This window comes from uncultured Polaribacter sp., assembly GCF_947500975.1.
Classification (GTDB): domain Bacteria; phylum Bacteroidota; class Bacteroidia; order Flavobacteriales; family Flavobacteriaceae; genus Polaribacter.
Map to the genome: position 1 here is coordinate 79847 of NZ_CANMUE010000003.1, position 17614 is coordinate 97460.

Annotated in this window: 16 protein-coding genes; 10 read left to right on the plus strand and 6 right to left on the minus strand. The window is 28.0% G+C overall.

What is annotated here, in order from left to right; translation table 11 throughout:
* Nucleotides 1–103: 103 nt before the first annotated feature.
* Nucleotides 104–2275, minus strand: a complete 2172-nt coding sequence (locus tag Q0733_RS04075; protein WP_298779300.1) for a prolyl oligopeptidase family serine peptidase — start codon at nt 2273–2275, stop codon at nt 104–106.
* 487 nt (nt 2276–2762) lie between these two features.
* On the opposite strand from Q0733_RS04075, the gene Q0733_RS04080 reads away from it, so the two are divergent.
* Nucleotides 2763–2924 carry a hypothetical protein gene (locus tag Q0733_RS04080; protein WP_298779926.1) on the plus strand — a complete coding sequence of 54 codons (162 nt, stop codon included), beginning with the start codon at nt 2763–2765 and terminating at the stop codon, nt 2922–2924.
* Nucleotides 2925–2943: 19 nt separating this feature from the next.
* On the opposite strand, the gene Q0733_RS04085 is transcribed toward Q0733_RS04080, so the two are convergent.
* Nucleotides 2944–3279 carry a single-stranded DNA-binding protein gene (locus Q0733_RS04085; protein WP_298779302.1) on the minus strand — a complete coding sequence of 112 codons (336 nt, stop codon included), beginning with the start codon at nt 3277–3279 and terminating at the stop codon, nt 2944–2946.
* Between the two features lie 167 nt (nt 3280–3446).
* Between Q0733_RS04085 and Q0733_RS04090 the strand changes: the two genes are divergently transcribed.
* The gene (locus Q0733_RS04090; RefSeq protein WP_298779304.1) at nt 3447–3995 is read left to right on the plus strand and encodes an HNH endonuclease; all 549 of its coding nucleotides are present in this window, start codon (nt 3447–3449) and stop codon (nt 3993–3995) included.
* 8 nt (nt 3996–4003) lie between these two features.
* Entirely contained in the window at nt 4004–4354 is a 351-nt protein-coding gene (locus Q0733_RS04095) for a hypothetical protein (RefSeq protein WP_298779306.1), read from the plus strand.
* Between the two features lie 16 nt (nt 4355–4370).
* On the opposite strand, the gene Q0733_RS04100 is transcribed toward Q0733_RS04095, so the two are convergent.
* The gene (locus tag Q0733_RS04100) at nt 4371–4838 is read right to left on the minus strand and encodes a CBS domain-containing protein (protein ID WP_298779310.1); all 468 of its coding nucleotides are present in this window, start codon (nt 4836–4838) and stop codon (nt 4371–4373) included.
* A 107-nt stretch (nt 4839–4945) separates the two neighbouring features.
* Here Q0733_RS04100 and Q0733_RS04105 point away from each other — a divergent pair, with 107 nt between their 5' ends.
* On the plus strand, nt 4946–7240 hold the full coding sequence (locus Q0733_RS04105; protein ID WP_298779313.1) for a M28 family peptidase: 2295 nt from the start codon (nt 4946–4948) through the stop codon (nt 7238–7240).
* Nucleotides 7241–7245: 5 nt separating this feature from the next.
* Here Q0733_RS04105 and Q0733_RS04110 read toward each other — a convergent pair whose 3' ends face one another.
* Entirely contained in the window at nt 7246–7869 is a 624-nt protein-coding gene (locus Q0733_RS04110; RefSeq protein WP_298779315.1) for a hypothetical protein, read from the minus strand.
* 164 nt (nt 7870–8033) lie between these two features.
* Here Q0733_RS04110 and Q0733_RS04115 point away from each other — a divergent pair, with 164 nt between their 5' ends.
* The 4 genes from Q0733_RS04115 to Q0733_RS04130 all read left to right on the plus strand — a co-directional run bounded on the left by Q0733_RS04115 (nt 8034) and on the right by Q0733_RS04130 (nt 11155).
* On the plus strand, nt 8034–8984 hold the full coding sequence (locus Q0733_RS04115) for an NAD-dependent epimerase/dehydratase family protein (RefSeq protein WP_298779317.1): 951 nt from the start codon (nt 8034–8036) through the stop codon (nt 8982–8984).
* A gap of 56 nt (nt 8985–9040) precedes the next feature.
* Nucleotides 9041–9652, plus strand: a complete 612-nt coding sequence (locus Q0733_RS04120) for a thioredoxin family protein (RefSeq protein ID WP_298779905.1) — start codon at nt 9041–9043, stop codon at nt 9650–9652.
* A gap of 90 nt (nt 9653–9742) precedes the next feature.
* Nucleotides 9743–10225, plus strand: a complete 483-nt coding sequence (locus Q0733_RS04125; protein ID WP_298779320.1) for an ABC transporter ATPase — start codon at nt 9743–9745, stop codon at nt 10223–10225.
* Nucleotides 10226–10231: 6 nt separating this feature from the next.
* Nucleotides 10232–11155, plus strand: a complete 924-nt coding sequence (locus Q0733_RS04130) for an ABC transporter ATP-binding protein (RefSeq protein ID WP_298779324.1) — start codon at nt 10232–10234, stop codon at nt 11153–11155.
* Nucleotides 11156–11158: 3 nt separating this feature from the next.
* On the opposite strand, the gene Q0733_RS04135 is transcribed toward Q0733_RS04130, so the two are convergent.
* Both Q0733_RS04135 and Q0733_RS04140 read right to left on the minus strand, forming a co-directional pair.
* Nucleotides 11159–11608 carry a 3-oxoacyl-ACP synthase gene (locus tag Q0733_RS04135; protein ID WP_298779327.1) on the minus strand — a complete coding sequence of 150 codons (450 nt, stop codon included), beginning with the start codon at nt 11606–11608 and terminating at the stop codon, nt 11159–11161.
* Nucleotides 11605–14061 carry a chondroitinase-B domain-containing protein gene (locus tag Q0733_RS04140; protein ID WP_298779329.1) on the minus strand — a complete coding sequence of 819 codons (2457 nt, stop codon included), beginning with the start codon at nt 14059–14061 and terminating at the stop codon, nt 11605–11607. The genes Q0733_RS04135 and Q0733_RS04140 overlap by 4 nt, the downstream gene beginning before the upstream one ends.
* Before the next feature lie 187 nt (nt 14062–14248).
* On the opposite strand from Q0733_RS04140, the gene Q0733_RS04145 reads away from it, so the two are divergent.
* Entirely contained in the window at nt 14249–17341 is a 3093-nt protein-coding gene (locus Q0733_RS04145; protein WP_298779331.1) for a T9SS type A sorting domain-containing protein, read from the plus strand.
* Nucleotides 17342–17366: 25 nt separating this feature from the next.
* The gene (locus Q0733_RS04150) at nt 17367–17546 is read left to right on the plus strand and encodes a hypothetical protein (protein WP_298779333.1); all 180 of its coding nucleotides are present in this window, start codon (nt 17367–17369) and stop codon (nt 17544–17546) included.
* The last annotated feature ends 68 nt before the right edge of the window (nt 17547–17614 follow it).

Sequence of the window (17614 nt, forward strand, 5' to 3'; positions counted from 1 at the left end):
AATAAAAAAAGCATTTAAACATAAACGCTTTTTCTAATTAGGCACTTTCAGAAGTAAATAAACACCTGTATATCATCTAAATAAGCTGTATTTTATCTAAAAATTATTTCAATTGGTAATCCGGATGTCCAGTCTGCCATAAAGCAAAAGTCATAATATCGGCTAATTCTTCATTTTTTATATTTTTAGTGGCGTCAAATCCATGACCACCTTCAAAATCTACATTGAAAAGTATTGGCTTTTTAGATATATTAGCTTTTTGAAGTTTAGCCGCAAATTTACCAGGTTGCCATATAACAACTCTAGAGTCGTTAATACCTGCCGTTAGATAAATAGCAGGATAATTTTCCTTTTTTTTGACATGATAGTAGGCATCCATTTCTAAAAGTCCTTTGAAGCCTAAAGAATCTTGTATTGAACCAAAATCTTTAGCTAAATTTTTTCCATTTGGAGCAAATTCAGACCTTAAAGTATTAAAGACACCAACTCTAACAATAGCAGCTGAAAATAAATCAGGTCTTTCAGTTATTGCTCTACCAATTAATATTCCTCCTGCACTAGCAGAAGATATTGCTATTTTTTTTGGTGATGTATAGCTTTTATCAATTAAATATTCCGCACATGCTATAAAGTCTTTCCACGAATTTGGTTTAGTTAACTTAGAGCCATCTTTATGCCACGAATTTCCTTTTTCTCCTCCTCCTCTTACGTGAGCAACAACATAAATTCCTCCCTCATTAACCCAATGTAATAAGTAATTATTTAAAGCAGGTTTTAATGAAAAACCTAAAGCTCCATATCCTCGCATTAAAACTCTATTATTTCCATTCAGTTTTACTCCTTTTTTATATATTATAGATAACGGAACTTTAACTCCATCATGTGAAGTGATATTCAACTCCTCAATAATAACATCAGACAACAATTCTTTATACCCATTTTTTATTACAATTTGTTGTTCAACGAATTTTTTTAGATCAAAATTATAAACATAGCGTTCTTTTTCAGAAATCCAACCTTTAATTTCAATCCATAAATCAGAATAAATACTTCCTTTAGAAGAGACGTTTATGTTACCTGCCTTTTTAGGGAGATTAATATTAGTAATTTCTTTTTTATTATTTAACTGATATAATTTTGCCTCAATTCCGTTTTTTGTCTTAACAAAAAATAAACCTCTATTTGTAAGCGTTAGGTCTGTTATAACAGATGATTCATCTTCAAAAACTAAAATTTCAGGATTTTCAAAATTAGGGTTTATTAAAGAAGTTTTACATATCTTAAAATTTTTAGCCCCCTTCGCAGTTAAATAAATTATATCATCATCTTCAATATAAAACCGTTTAATTAAATCTTCTTTTTTAAATAAAGGCTTCCAATTTATCTTTTTATTATCAATATTTTTAATAAGAGAGTAATAATAGTCTGCATAATAACTAGCACCAGAAACGCTACCAAACATATATTTACTTTTTTCATCTTTAAAAGAGACTTCTGGAAAGTCTTCTTCTTTAATATTTATTTCGGAATTATTACTTTTAGAAAATAAATTTATATCACTTGAAACATCTTGATCTAGAATGTGTAATCGAGTTTCAATATTTAACAAATAGTTCTTTTCTTTTTTATCAATAAAAGGAATGTATTCATATGTGAATCCTAAGTTATTAGGAAGCCACCTTACACCTCCTAAAGCAGAAGGCCAGCAATTTTTTATTTCTTTGCTGTCTAACTTATTATTTATAACATCAAAAACTATTATATCTCCAATTTCTAAATCATTTTTTGTAATTGCTATAGCAATTTTTGACCCATTCCAATTTGGAGCAAAATAATTTATAACATATCCTTTTTTAAAATCGTCTGGATTAAATAGAAAATGTTCTTTTCCATTAAAGTCATTACGAAAAAACAATTGCCCTAAGTTTTGATTATTACTCTTTAAATAAAATAACTTGTTGTTATTTGTTATCTTTAAACGAGAAATATCTTCTTTATTCTTCTCATTAAGAGAGTTTTGAAGCTCAATAATTTTTTTTCTGTTTTTTATTTTTGATATTTTATTTTTAGCATAAAGAGTTTGTTTTTTATACCAATCTATAACAATAGTATCCTCTGTATCTTCCATATATCTATATGGGTCTTCTATAATTTTTCCATATAATGTATCAATAATGGGTTTTTCAATAAGTATATTTTGAATACAATTAACTTCCTTTTTTTTACACTGGAGCATTGCTATAATTGTTAATAATATAAATGTCTTTTTTGCCATATCATAAAAATACAAAAAGTATTAGAGATTAATCTCTAACACTTTTTATTTAATCGAAAAGATTTCCCGACGCTTGCCTTGGGTGTAGCATATAGATTAATATTTTGGTTTTATTAATTATCACATTCTTAAGAGTCATAATAAAATTTTGTTATTATATCATTTGGTTTATCCAATAAAATATAGGAGAAATATTTAGATTGCATCCAGAAGTTAAGTTTTTTTGTAAAAATTTTGGACTTCCATTTATTATATTAATACAGTTGGCCATTATGCAAGTAAATAATTAATCAACAAATATTTTAAAAATCAATGTAATACAGAATAAGTATAAAAAATTCACACCTCGTAATTAAGATAGTTTTGATAACTAGTGACCTTAGGTCGAGATAGTTCATTAATTAATAAAAAATTAAATTTCATCTTCATTATCTATTGTAGGTCTAGTTTTTGGACGGTCATCGTCACTATTACCTCCTAAAATGTATTGAGGATTATTAATTTTTGGGAAAGTGTCTCATATAATAAAGAAATCAACTTTAAACAAGAAATGAGAGGAACAGCTGATATAATTACTGAAGATTTACGTTTAATTCAGCGTTTCTTTTATCAATTTAATAAAATTACTAAACGTAAAATTAACGTTTAGTAATTCAAGGTTATTGGATTTATTTATTTCCCAACATCAACAATTCATTAACTACAACTTCAGTTATATATCGTTTTTCACCTTCTTTGGTTTCGTAAGAACGAGAGGTTAATTTACCTTCAATAGCAACCTCTTTCCCTTTGGTTACATATTTTTCAACAATTTCTGCCGTTTTGTTCCACGCTACAACGTTGTGCCATTGCGTATCTGTTACTTTTTCTCCTTGAGAATTTTTATAACTTTCATTGGTTGCTATTGAGAATTTTGCTAATTTTTTACCACTTTCTAAAGTGATGATTTCTGGATCGTTCCCTAAATTTCCAATTAACTGTACTTTGTTTCTTAACGTACTCATAAGATAAGTTTTTTTAAATTATTTATATTTTTTTGTTGATTTATTTCAACACTGCAAAATTGCGAACTCATTGCTGTTTTATTCGGTTAAAAAGCAATTACTTTCGATTGTAAATGTTTGTAAACGGATAATTTTACGTATCTTTGAGTAAATAAAAACATGAAGTAATGAAACCATTTAGAAATGAAAAATGGTTGCTATTTGAAAAAGAAAATTACAATGTTGATAAAGAAAAAATTTATGTATCTAATTATGGAAGAGTAAAAAAAGAAATCGATGAAAATGATTTTAAATTACTAACAATTGGAACAATAAATAACTTTAAAACTTTTACTTACCCCATTATAGGCAGCAAACGAAGAGGTAATTTTTACTTACATAAGGCTGTTGGAAATTTATTTTTAAAAAAAGAAGAAAATCAAAAATTTGTAATTCATTTAAATCATGATTTATCAGATAATTATTTTCAAAATTTAAAATGGGTAAATCAAAAAGAGTTAACTGCTCATCAGATGGAAAACCCTAAAAGAAAGGAAAAAATAGGGCTAAAAACCTCTGCAAAATTAACTGAAGCAAAAGTACGAGTGATTAAGAAAAAATTGCTAGATCCTAATAGAAGAACCAGATTAAGAATTATTGCTAGTCAATTTGGTGTATCTACAATGCAGTTACACAGAATAAAATCTGGAGAAAACTGGGGTGAGGTAAAAGTATAAAAAATGCTATGGAAAAGAAAAAATGTTTAGAATGCAATAATGATGTTCTGGGCAGAATTGATAAGAAATTCTGTTCTGATTATTGTAGAAATTCATACAATAATAAAGTAAATAAAGACAGTAAAAACCTTATCAGAAATATTAATAATCGACTTAGAAAAAATTATAAAATATTAACTGAATTAAATACCTCTGGTAAAACTAAAGTTACTAGAACTAAATTATATGATAAAGGTTTCGACTTTCAGTTTTTTACATCAATCTATAAAACAAAAACAGGAAATACTTATTTTTACATCTACAATGAAGGATATTTAGCTTTAGAAAACGAATTATTCTTATTAATTAGTAGAAATTAATTTGTAACACATTAATCTATTTCCAAGTATTTCCTTTTACTTTTATTGCCGCCTTTAATACATCTTTTTGACTTAATTGTCCAATTAATTTTCCATCTTCAATTACAGGAAACCTTCTTCTGTGAGAGCTAATAAACTTAAAGGCTGCATCAAAAATATTCATATTTTTATCAATAGTATCTACATCTTTAACCATGTATTTTCCAACAGTATTATTAGTGTCAGAGGGCATGTTGTAATATTTACTTTCAGAAATATGTTTAATACAATCTGTTTCTGAAATAATACCAATTAAATCGTTATTATCATTTACTACTGGACCACCAGAAATTTTATACTTTATTAATAAATTAATTACATGATCTAAAGAATCATCTTCTTTAAAAGTAATTAATTTAGTAGTCATATAATCTGATACTAAAATTTGTGATTCTTCTTTTCCTTGAGATTCATCTCTTTTTCCTTGAAAACTTTTGATTGCCATAATTTAGTTAGTTTTTAGTTGAACTAAATTTACAGAATTTTATGTCTGTTTCAACATTTAATAAAAGTTTTTTTTATTTCATACATTTATAAAAACTTATTTATCAAATGAAAAGAATTTCTTCTTTACTCTCAGTACTCATAATTTTAGGTGTAATTTATTGGAGTTTTTCTGATTTAAAACCCACCTTATCTCTTGAAAAAAAATTAGAAAAAAGCAATTACTCACTAAACAATGCTTTATTTCATTTAAAAAATATTAGTAAAAAAACTCATTTTGTAGGTTCTGATGAACACCAAAAAGTACAAAATTATATTGTTGATGAATTACAAAAAATGGGATTTGAAACCGAAATTCAAACCCAAACTGCTATCAATGAAAAATGGGTTGCAGCGACTACTACACAAAATATTATTGCAAAATTAAAAGGGGCTGAAAACGGAAAAGCCTTAATGTTATTAACACATTATGATTCTAGCCCACATTCTTCTTTAGGTGCAAGTGATGCCGGATCTGGAGTGGTAACAATTTTAGAAGGAATTAGAGCTTTTTTAGAAATAAATAAAACACCAAAAAATGATATCATAATTTTAATGTCTGATGCTGAAGAACTGGGTTTATTGGGCGCAAAAGCTTTTGTAAACGAACATTCTTGGGCAAAAGATGTTGGTTTAGTTTTAAATTTTGAAGCAAGGGGAAGTGGTGGCCCATCATACATGTTGATGGAAACTAATAGCAAAAACAGTAAATTATTAACTGAATTTATGGCTGCTAAACCCAATTTTCCTGCAGCAAATTCATTAATGTATAGCATCTATAAAAAATTACCAAATGATACTGATTTAACAGTTTTTAGAGAAAATGCCAATATAAATGGGTTCAATTTTGCTTTTATTGGAGATCATTTTGATTACCATACAGCACAAGATTCTTTTGAAAGATTAGACAAAGAAACTCTTTTACATCAAGCAGATTATTTAACAACTACGCTTCAATATTTTGCAAATTCTGATTTAAATGATTTAGATTCAAATGAAGATTATGTATATGTAAATTTTCCAATTATAAAACTTTTAACTTATCCTTTTTCGTGGATTACACCTATGGTAATTTTTGCGTTTATACTATTTCTAATCTTAATTTTCTTTGGAATTTCTTTAAATAAAATTTCTGTAAAAGGTATTTTAAAAGGATTCATTCCATTTATTTTTTCAATTATTTTATGTGGAGGAATTTCTTTTGGTTTATGGAAATTATTATTGATTATCCATCCTAGTTATAATGATATTTTACATGGTTTTACTTATAACGGTTACACTTATATTACGGCCTTTGTTTTCTTAAACTTATATATTCTTTTAAAAGTTTACAGTTATTTTTCTAAAATAGTTAAACCGGCAGATTTATTAATAGCTCCTATTTTTATTTGGTTAATAATTAATGTTTTAATCAGTATTTATTTAAAAGGATCTGGTTTTTTTATCATCCCTGTTTTAATTGCTTTATTAATTTTAGCAATTACAATATTTATGAATTTAGAAAAGCGTGCAAAAAGAATTTTATTTACAATTTTATCGATTCCTACCATTTACATTTTTGCTCCTATGATAAAAATGTTTCCTGTTGGCTTAGGGCTTAAAAACTTATTTATTAGTGGAATTATTATAGCTTTAGTTTTTGGATTACTTGTACTTACTTTTCATAATAAAAAAGCAACTTGGATGCTTAAATTAACCGCAATATTAACAATATTTTGTTTTGGTAAAGCAACATTTAATAGCGGTTTTTCTGTTGATAATAAAAAACCAAATAGTATTGTTTATATTCAAAATTCTGATAATTCAGCTTATTTTGCAACTTACGATACTGTTTTAGATGATTACACAAAACAAATTTTTGATGAAAATGCAGTAAAAGGCGGAATACCAAATGCCGAAACCAAAAGTAAATACAAATCGCGTTTCAATTATCATAAGAAAACTAATAATAGAGGTTTAGTTTCATCAAAAATAAATATTGAAATGGATACCCTTATTGGTGATAAAAGGTTTGTAGAACTCATTATTGAGCCAAATAGAAATATAAATAAGTATGAGTTTTTAAGTACCAAAAAAATAGATTTACATCAATTTAAGGTAAATGAAGTTTTGGCTAGTAAGGGAAAGAAATATCAAGTAAAAAATGGCACTTTTTTAACTTATTACATGTCTAGTTTAGATAAAGATATTACACTTTCTTTTTCTGTTGATAAGAATGAAGAAATAGCATTTATTTTAAATGAAATTTCTTTTGATTTACTTTCTAACCCAAATTTTAATTTAAAACCTAGATCTAAAGAAATGATGTCTATGCCATTTGTTACTAATGATGCTATTATAATCAGTAAAAAAATAGTTTTATAACGAGACTAATTTATAAATTTCTTTATTTTCCTCTTTTTTAAATTAAGTAGCTCGTCATTTTTTTTACTATTAATTGATTTTCTTGAAACACTATCAATTTTAGTAGAATCTAAACCAATAAAATCAACATTAACTTCAATTGCATCTTCAAATTGTTTCTTAGTTAATAACGAGTTTATTTTAGAGTTTATTGCTGAAAAACTATTAATTATATTATCAGTTTGATGATGAACTTCCTCTGCGTTAATAACAGAAATAAAAGTCATATCTGAAAGTCGTAAAGATTCATTATACAATATATTTACTCTTGTATTAAATGAAGGTGAATTAAATAATGGCGGATTAACACTATCAATTAAACTTTTAACTAAACTTTCTAGTTCTAATGCATTACTTAAAATTTCATTTGGAGATGCTTTTTTAAATCTTTCTATAAAATTATCTAAAGCTTTTAGTTCTTTCCAGTTTTCAATTTCTTTACTAAAGTTCGATTTTATTTTAAGTACATCATTATGCTCTTTTACAACACTTAAAAGAGTTTTACTTTTTTTTTCTTGAATTACTTTTTTTTCCTTTTTTACACATGAAAAAAAGGTAAAAAAACACAAAAAGTAAAAAATATTTTTCAATACGTTTTTTTTAGAACTTCAAAAATAAGCAATTTAGACTTAACTTTAATATATTTAAAAAATCCTCTTCGTTTAATTAAAATTTTAACAAATATTTAATTTAACCTAATTAAATTACGAATAATAAAAATAAGTACCTTTGTTTTTAAATATTATAATAACTAATGAAACCAATAATTTTAGTTTTAGGAGCAAGTGGTCAAATTGGCACAGAACTTACTCAAAAATTACGCATTTTACATGGTGATAAAAATGTAATTGCTTCTGATATTAGAAAAGCTAATAACGAAATGCTGTCTTCTGGCCCTTTTGAAATTATTGATGCAACTGATAAAGAAACCATTTTAAAAATTGTTAAAAAATACAAAATAAATCAAGTTTATTTATTGGCTGCAATGTTATCTGCAACTGCAGAAAAAATGCCACAAAAAGCATGGAATTTAAACATGAATTCTTTACTAGCTGTTTTAGATTTAGCTAAAGAAAAGCATATAGAAAAAATATATTGGCCAAGTTCAATTGCGGTTTTTGGACCTACAACTCCCCAAAAAAATACACCTCAAAAAACAGTTATGGAACCTTCTACAGTTTACGGAATTAGTAAAGTTGCTGGCGAGTATTGGTGTAATTATTATCATCAAAAGTATGATGTAGATGTAAGAAGTTTACGTTATCCTGGTATTATTTCTTGGAAAACAAAACCTGGAGGAGGAACTACAGATTATGCTGTAGATATTTATTATAAAGCAATAGAAGAAAGTAAATATGAATGTTTTTTATCTGAAAATACACGTTTACCAATGATGTTTATGAACGATGCTGTAGATGCAACTATTCAGCTAATGGAAGCAGATGTAAATGATGTTAAAATTAGAACAGGTTATAACTTAGCTGCTATAGATTTTACACCAAAAGAAATTGCTGAAGAAATTAAAAAACACATTCCGGATTTTAAAATAACCTATAAACCAGATTTTAGACAAGAAATTGCCGATAGCTGGCCTTCATCTATTGATGATTCTGAAGCAAGAAAAGACTGGAATTGGCAACATCAATTTGATTTAAAACTAATGACTGAAAACATCATTAAAAATTTACAAAAGGAAAATATTTAAATTCGTAAGCTTTTTTTAAAAACTTCGTCTAATTTTGTGAACATAGATTAAAAATGATGAAAGAAATTATAAAAAAAAGTTTAAAAAACACAATTACATATCAAGAATATAAAGATTTAGTTAAAAACTTACTCGCAGAAAATAAATCTACCGGACCAAATCAATCTGAAGCATTAACAAACTATAGTATGTTAAATGATAGAAGAATGAAGCGTTTAGATAAAACCATAAAAATTTCTGAACAGACTGAAGAAGAAATTAAAAAATTAAATGAACCACAAACTTGGTTAGTGCTTACAGAAGGTTGGTGTGGAGATGCTGCTCAAAATTTACCAGTAATTCATAAAATGGCAGAACTGAATAAAAACATCAACTTAAAACTAGTTTTACGTGATGAAAACTTAGAATTGATGGATTTATTTTTAACAAATGGAGGTAGATCAATTCCTAAATTAGTTGCTTTAGATAACAACAACAATGTTTTAAATACTTGGGGGCCAAGACCAACTGTAGCAACAAAAATGGTTGCAGATTATAAAGCAGAACATGGAGCTTTAGACCCTCAATTTAAGCAAGGTTTACAAGTTTGGTATAATAAAGACAAAGGAAAAAGCACACAAGATGATTTTGTAAAAATTATACAAGCTTCAACTTTAAAAGAAGCATAAGCTTTATTAAAATATATTTATAAAAATCGCAAATTTGACATCAAGTTTGCGATTTTTCTTTCTGTATCTTTGCATTCTTAAAGTTATAAAATGTTTATAGATTATAAAGAGATTTCTGAAGATGCAAAAGTGTGGGTTTATCCATCAAGTAGAAAATTTTATCCCACAGAAATTGAAGAAATAGAGCAAAAAATTAAAACGTTTGTTGAAGGTTGGAAATCTGAAGATGAAAATTTTAAAGCTTCTTATCAATTTTTACACAATAGATTTATTGTTTTATTAGCAGATGATGAAAATTCAACTTTAAATAATACTGAAATTGATGCTTCTGTAGCTTTTATTTTACAACTTCAAGAAACCTACAAAGTTGAACTTTTAGACAGAATGAACGTATGTTTTAAACAAGGTGAGTTTGTGCAATACAAAGAGCTAAAAGACTTTAAAAAACTACTTAAAAACAAAGCTATTACGGCAAAAACAATCGTTTTTGATAATCTAATTACTTCTAAAAACGAATTTAAACATTATTGGGAGGTAAGTATTGAAGATAGTTGGTATAATCGTTATTTATAAATTTTTATGCTTAAAGTAAACAACATTTCTTTTAGCTACACAAAAAACAAAACTGTATTAAATAGTTTTAATTTTACCCTAGAAAGAGGCGAACATTTATGTGTAATGGGCGAAAGTGGTTGTGGAAAATCAACTCTTTTAAAAGCCATTTATGGTTTAATAGATTTACAAAAAGGATCTATTTTTTGGGATGAAAATCAAATTTTAGGCCCAGATAAATATTTAGTGCCTGGTATGGAATTCTTTAAATACGTGGCTCAAGATTTTGATTTAATGCCTTATATTTCTGTATCAGAAAATATTAAAAAATTCTTATCTCGTTTTTATCCTGAAGAAAGTGAAAAGCGAACACAGGAGCTTTTAGAAGTTATTGAAATGAAAGCTTTTGAAAACACCAAAGTGAAAAATTTAAGTGGCGGACAAAAACAAAGAGTTGCCATAGCTAGAGCTTTAGCAAAAGAACCAGAATTAATATTACTTGATGAACCTTTTGGGCAGATTGATAATTTCAAAAAAAACTCTCTAAGAAGAAAATTATTTGCTTTTTTAAAAGAAAAAAACATAGCTTGTATTATTGCTACTCATGATAAAAATGATGCTCTTTCTTTTTCTGATAAATTAATTGTGATTAAAAATAATAAGATAATTGCAGATAACTCTCCTTTAGAAATTTATCAAAACCCTTCAGAAAAATATATTGCTGCTTTGTTTGATGATGTAAACGAAATTACAATCAACAATAAAAAAGTTTTATTATATCCGCATCAAATTAAAATTGAGAAAAATTTAAATCATAAAGCAACAGTTTTAAACTCTTTTTTTAAAGGTTCTTTTTGGTTAATTGAAGTTAATTTTGAAGAACAAAAACTCTACATAAGTCATTCTTTAAATTTGACAAAAGGAGATGAAATTTCTTTCTCTTTTGATTAAAAATTAATCAATTTTTAAAATTTTAATTGTCTTTCCATTAAACAAAACTTCGTCATTTTCATGCTTACCTAGTAACAATTTTCCGATAGGAGAAGAAACAGAAATTGCAAAATAATCATTATCAGAAACTTTTAACTTACCAACGGAAATAGAAAGAAAATAGTTAGCAAAATTGGTTTGAATTACGCTGCCTAAATGTGCAATTTTAGAAGTTTTAGAAATATCAATTTTTGCTAAAACTTGTTTCATTTGAGAAATTCCTGATAATTGCTGACCAGCTTTTTCCATTTCTAATTGCAACATTGCTCTACCTGTTTCATGTTTATCGCCAGCAGAGCTCTTAGTTTCAGATTGTAAAGCTTTTTGATTAGAAGATATAACTTCTTCAACTGTTTGTAAACGTTTATCTACAAAAGCTTCGCATTGCTTAAAAAGTTGATGCTTAATAATCAATTAATAACTATTTTTTTTACTGTGTTTTTTATTTTAACAAAATAAATTCCTGAAGAATAGTTATTTATAGACATGGTTCCTTCAAGGCTATTTAATTGCTTTTCTGTTAATAATTTTCCTTGAATATTATAAACCTGAACTAAGCCAATTTCAGATGTTTTAGATTTTATAAAAAGTAAATTATCTTTTATAGGGTTTGGATAAATTGTAATTTCTGAAGAAATAAAATCAGTATCAATTGTACTTAAAGATGCACAGTTTCCATCACCAAAAATTTGCACTTCTTCATAACTATTCCAACCACTTCCTTCTGAATTTCCATATCCTAAAATTCTAACATATTGAACTTCTTGAAATGGAGATAATGTAAACTCTTCAAAACCAGTTGTAGATCCACTACTGGTTAAAACTTCAGTTACATCTGTAAATGTTGTTCCATCAATAGAGGTTGCAATTTTAAAAGAAGATGTTCTTGTACTTCCTTTATGAAAATAAATTTTTACGCTTGTAATTGTTCTTTTACATGTTAAATCGTATGTTAAATATGCAGATCCATCACTAGAATTTGCAGACCATCTTGTAGTTTCATCATCATCAATTGTGTTTTCTGGTATATTTGGATCTTGAGTTCCAACACCAGTTACAGAAATTCCGGTAATAGAAACTGCGTTATTTGAGTTAAATTCTTCTTGAGATTGTGTTATCGTAATTGTATCTGATAAATCTCCATCAATCTCAGAAACTGTAATTGTTGCTGTTCTTTCTGCACCAGAATTATTTTCTAAAACACTTACTTGCACAGTTTCGTTATTACTTCCTGTTGTTTTATTTAGAGTTAACCAATCTACATTTTCTGATATAGACCAACTTACATTTGAAATAACATCAAAATTAGAATCTCCTGCATCTATATTAAAATTAATTGTTTCTAATGATGTAGATAAATGGTCTGTAGGTGCTGATAAAAACCCAACTTTTGTTCCAACATCAGCAGATTTGTATGGCAAGTTTGTTCCATTTGCACCAAATTCTTCTGCGCCAGCATCAAAATTAGCATCTCTTGTACCACCAAGAAGATCATTATCTAAAAAAGTATACGAACCAATACCAGCATCAATTGCTGCACTTGCTGAAGAAAGTCTGTAAAAATCTGTTCCACTTTCTAATAAACCGCTTGTAACTGTTTGGTTATTGTTGGTTCCGTTTGTTAAATCCCAATTTCCATTTTGATTGATGTTTCCTTCATTAATTGAAGTTCCAATAGGATTTGTTTGTAATTCAAAAGCATTTTTTGAAGTGTTTAACATAATATTATTAGCTAAAATCAGATTTTCTGGAGCTAATGTTAAATCAGATTTAACACTTGTACCTACTCTAAAACCATAATCACAATCAACAAAAGTATTATTTACAATTGTGGTGTTTTTTACTTGGTAATAACCATTTAACTCTGTATTTGGTCTTCCGTTAGAAATATTAATCGCTCCAGTGGTACTTGTATTGCTACCATTTTCTTTTACAGCACTAATACCAGAAATGTAATTATTATAAATTTTATGATCTTCTCCAATAATTCTTATTGCACCAGAAAAGATTCTATTTTCAGCCAAAAAGAAATTATCATATACTTCGCATCCATTTCCATGTCTTAATGTTAAAGTTCCGGAGTAATTTCTAAAAGTATTATTATAATATTTATTTTTTCCACTTTTATTTGATATGATTTCTATTTCTCCTTCCCAATCATGAAAGAAATTATTATATATTTCAGTAAAAGAATCTGATAAAGAGGTAGAGCTTGTACCAATTCTAATTGCATCTTGATCATTTAAATCGTTTACATCTCCAACAGCTTCTCTTGATGCAAAATAATTATGATGTATTTTGTGATAATCAGCAAGATTATCGCTTCTATTATCATTTATAATACTACCCACTCCATTTTTACCAATAAAAGAACTGTGGCTCACTTCATTATAACTTCCATATAAAAGAATCCATTTAAAAACAGCTTCATTTTGAGCCGTTGTACCATTATAACTATCTATTTTAATATTAGTAACTGTACAATTATTACAACTATCTCCACTTTCTCTAAAGGTAATTATTGGGTCAATTACATCATCAGAAACTTCTAAGTTTGATGCATTTTGAAATACAAAACCTTCCAAAACAATATAGCTACCTCCCATTTCTATATTAGATTTACCTTCTATAAAAACTTGATTAGGTGATTGCGCTTTAATAATTATTGGATTAGACTCTGTACCGTTCTTATTAATTTTTAATTCTAAATTATTCCAAACTCCATTAGTTAATATAATAGTTGAACCCGCAGTTGCTGAAGAAATTGCTGAGTTTAATTCAGCTTCTGAAGAAACAACTTGAGCCTTAGTTAACTGAATAAAAAAAGTTAAAAAAATAATAATGTTTATTTGAAATCTACTACGCATTGTATTTATTTATGTTTTAACTAGTTTTTTTAAGGAAATATTTAAAAAATACTAGTTTTTTTTAATGATTTAAAAGTTTTGTATATAATCTTTTGCAAGATAAATAAAATATTTTTACTTTGGTAAACCAAATTGGTTTACCAGTTTGGTTATTCCAAAAAATAACAATTTATAAATTTAATTTATTATGAAAACAAAATTACTTTTTTTTACATTTATATTTATGGCTTCAAGCTTTCAATTAATTGCCCAGACAATTACTTGGGACGGAGGTGCAGCTACTACTACTTGGTCTGATGCCGCAAATTGGGACGGCGATGTGGTACCTGGAGCAAGTAATGATGTTGATTTAGATGGTAATACTGTTGTTTTAACAGGAAATACAACAGTACAAAGAGTTTATGCTGGAGGAAGCTCAAACCTAACTATTAATTCAGGAGTCACTTTAACAATTACTGGTTTTTCTGGTGGTGATGATGGTTTAGAAATTCAAAATTCTGCAACCGTAATCAATAATGGAACTATAGCAATTTCAAATATCGATACTGCTAATACGGATGCTGATGGACTATACAATAAAGGTACATTTACCAACAATGGTGCTATTACAATTGATGGAACAGGACAACATGGTATTTATTTACAACAAGGTACTTTTACCAATAATGCAACCGGAACTATAACGATAACAAATGTGGGTGGTGGAGATACTAGTGCTGATTATCTTTATATGGATGATAATGGAGGAACACCAGCTATTTTTCACAATTATGGAGATGTTGATATTACAATGACAGGGATTGATGATGGAATTTATGTTAGAGATGGCTCTGCACTTACCAATCACTCAACAGGTACCATTGATATTATTTCAACTGGAGGTGGAGATATGCCTTTACATGTAGTAGGTTTAACTACAGGTACTTCTGCTACCACTGCTACTACATTAACAAATGCAGGTACAATTACTATTACTGGAACAAATACAACAGATTATGGGATACAAGTTGATGGAAATGATGTAACCCCTGCTCCAATTGTAGCTAATTCTGGAACTTTAACAGTTCAAAATACACCTAATGATGCTATAAGAATTCGAAAAGGTGGTACAATGACAAATAGCGCAGGTGGAGTATTGAATATTACCAACCCTGGAGATGAGGGAATACAAATAGATGCAGAAGCTAATACTGTCTTCAATAATTCTGGTACTGTTAATATTACTGGAGATAATGCAAATTCTAGTAATCATGGAATAGAGTTACTAGGTACTTTTAATAATTTATCTGGTAGTGTGTTAACAGTTACTTCTTGTGGAAGCGATGGAATGAGAATACAAGCATCGGGTGTTTTTGCTAATGATGGCGATATTAATATGTATGGTTCAATTGATAATGATATTGAATTAACTACAGGAGGAAGTTTTACCAATAGTGGAACTGCAACTTTTAGCCCAGGAAGTAAAACAGCAAGTACTTACGGAGTTACCAACATCAAAAAGGATTTTGATTTAGGTAGTGCTACTATTACATTTCAAATTGGTGGTACAACTGCAGGTACAGAATATGATCAAATAGAAAATAAGGATGATGCCAATACAATTACCATAACAAGTGCAACTGCGCATTTAGATTGGGGAACTTATGTTCCTAACGTTGGTGATGAATTTAAAATTATGGATGAATCAGGAACAGTATCAGGTCCTTTTGCTTCAGTGACTAGTTCAAATGCAGATATCATATATACAGTAGATTATACAAATAATACAGATGAAGTAAAAATTATAGTTACAGGTGTAAATAGTACTTGGACAGGTAACACAGACAATAATTGGAGCACCGTTGGCAACTGGAGCACTATTGTACCTACTGCTACAACAGATGTTATAATTCCATCAGGTTTAACAAATTATCCTACTGCTACTGGAGCTGTTACTACCAATAGTATAACAATGGCTTCTGGGACATCTTTTATTGCTAATTCTAGCGTTACTGGTAATATTACATATAATTTATCAATTCCAGATGCAAATTGGCATTTAGTATCTTCTCCTGTTAATGGTGAAACTTATGATGATGCTTGGGTTACTGCAAATTCAATTGCATCTGGCTCAGTTAGTTCAAGTAACAGAGGTATTGCAACGTATCAAAATGGAACTCCAGATGGCACAACTGGTCCTTGGATATATATGCAAGGAGGAGCCACTGCAGCTACATTTGATTCAGGAACGGGTTATTCTATGATAGCTACTGGAGCTACAACTTATGGTTTTACAGGTACATACCCTACATTTCCAAACCAACCAGCAATCTCTCAAGACGTTAATAATTGGAATTTAGTGGGTAATCCTGCACCAGCATATATAGATGTTGCCGCTTTTATTACCGCAAATTCAGGTAATTTAGGAGGCGCTTTTCAAGCCTTATATGTGTATTATTCATCGGGTGGTGGATATACAGGTTTAACGTCTGGTTATATACACCCAGCTCAAGCATTTTTTGTAAGTTCTAACGTTACCTCTGGTACATTGTCAACAACTGCAGCAATGCTTTCTCATCAAACAGGTGTTACCTTTTATAAAGAAAATAAAAAATCTATTGAGTTAAGTATTTCTGACGGTAGTGCTTCTCAAAAAACATTAATTAGTTATGAAAATGATGCTTCTTTAGGTTTAGATATTGGTAGTGATATTGGTAAATTTAATGGTGTAAATATTCCATTAAGTATATATACAAACTTATTAGAAAATAATGAGAATATTGCTTTTGAAAAACAAGTTTTACCAGATAATGATTATGAAAACATGATTGTTCCTATTGGTGTAAGAGCAGAAACTGGTAATGAAATTACTTTTTCAGCAGAAGTATTAAACTTACCAGAAGGAATTGAAGTGTATTTAGAAGACAGGTTAAAAAATACTTATACTCGTTTAGACGAAGCAAATGCTGCTTATAAAGTTACTTTAACAGATGCCGTTGATGGTGTAGGACGTTTCTATTTACATACTTCATCTAATGCTGCTTTAAGTATTGATGATAACGTAGCTTTAGATAATATTAGTATTTATAAGTCAGATGCATCTACTTTAAGAATTGTTAGTTTACAACAAGGCAATACTAACTTAAAGATATTTAATGTGCTTGGTAAACAAGTTATGAATACTACTTTTAATACAAATGGAGTACAAGATATTCCTTTACCAAAAGTAGCAACAGGAGTATATATTGTTCAGTTAGAAACTAATAATGGAAAGTTGAACAAAAAAATAATCTTAGAATAATAACGAGAATTTAAAAAGACACATCATGAAAAAAAATATAGAAAACACTCAAGGTACATCTGAAGAAATTACTCGTAAAGATGCAATTAAAAAAATAGGAAATTATGGTAAATATGCAGCTTTAACAGCTCTTGGAACTTATATGATATTAAATCCACAAAAAGCGCAAGCTAGTTCTCCTGAAGCTCCAGGAACTGGATTTTAATAAATTATTTTATAAAATTAATTCCGAAAATGAATAAAATCGTTTTCGGAATTTTATTTTTATAAGGT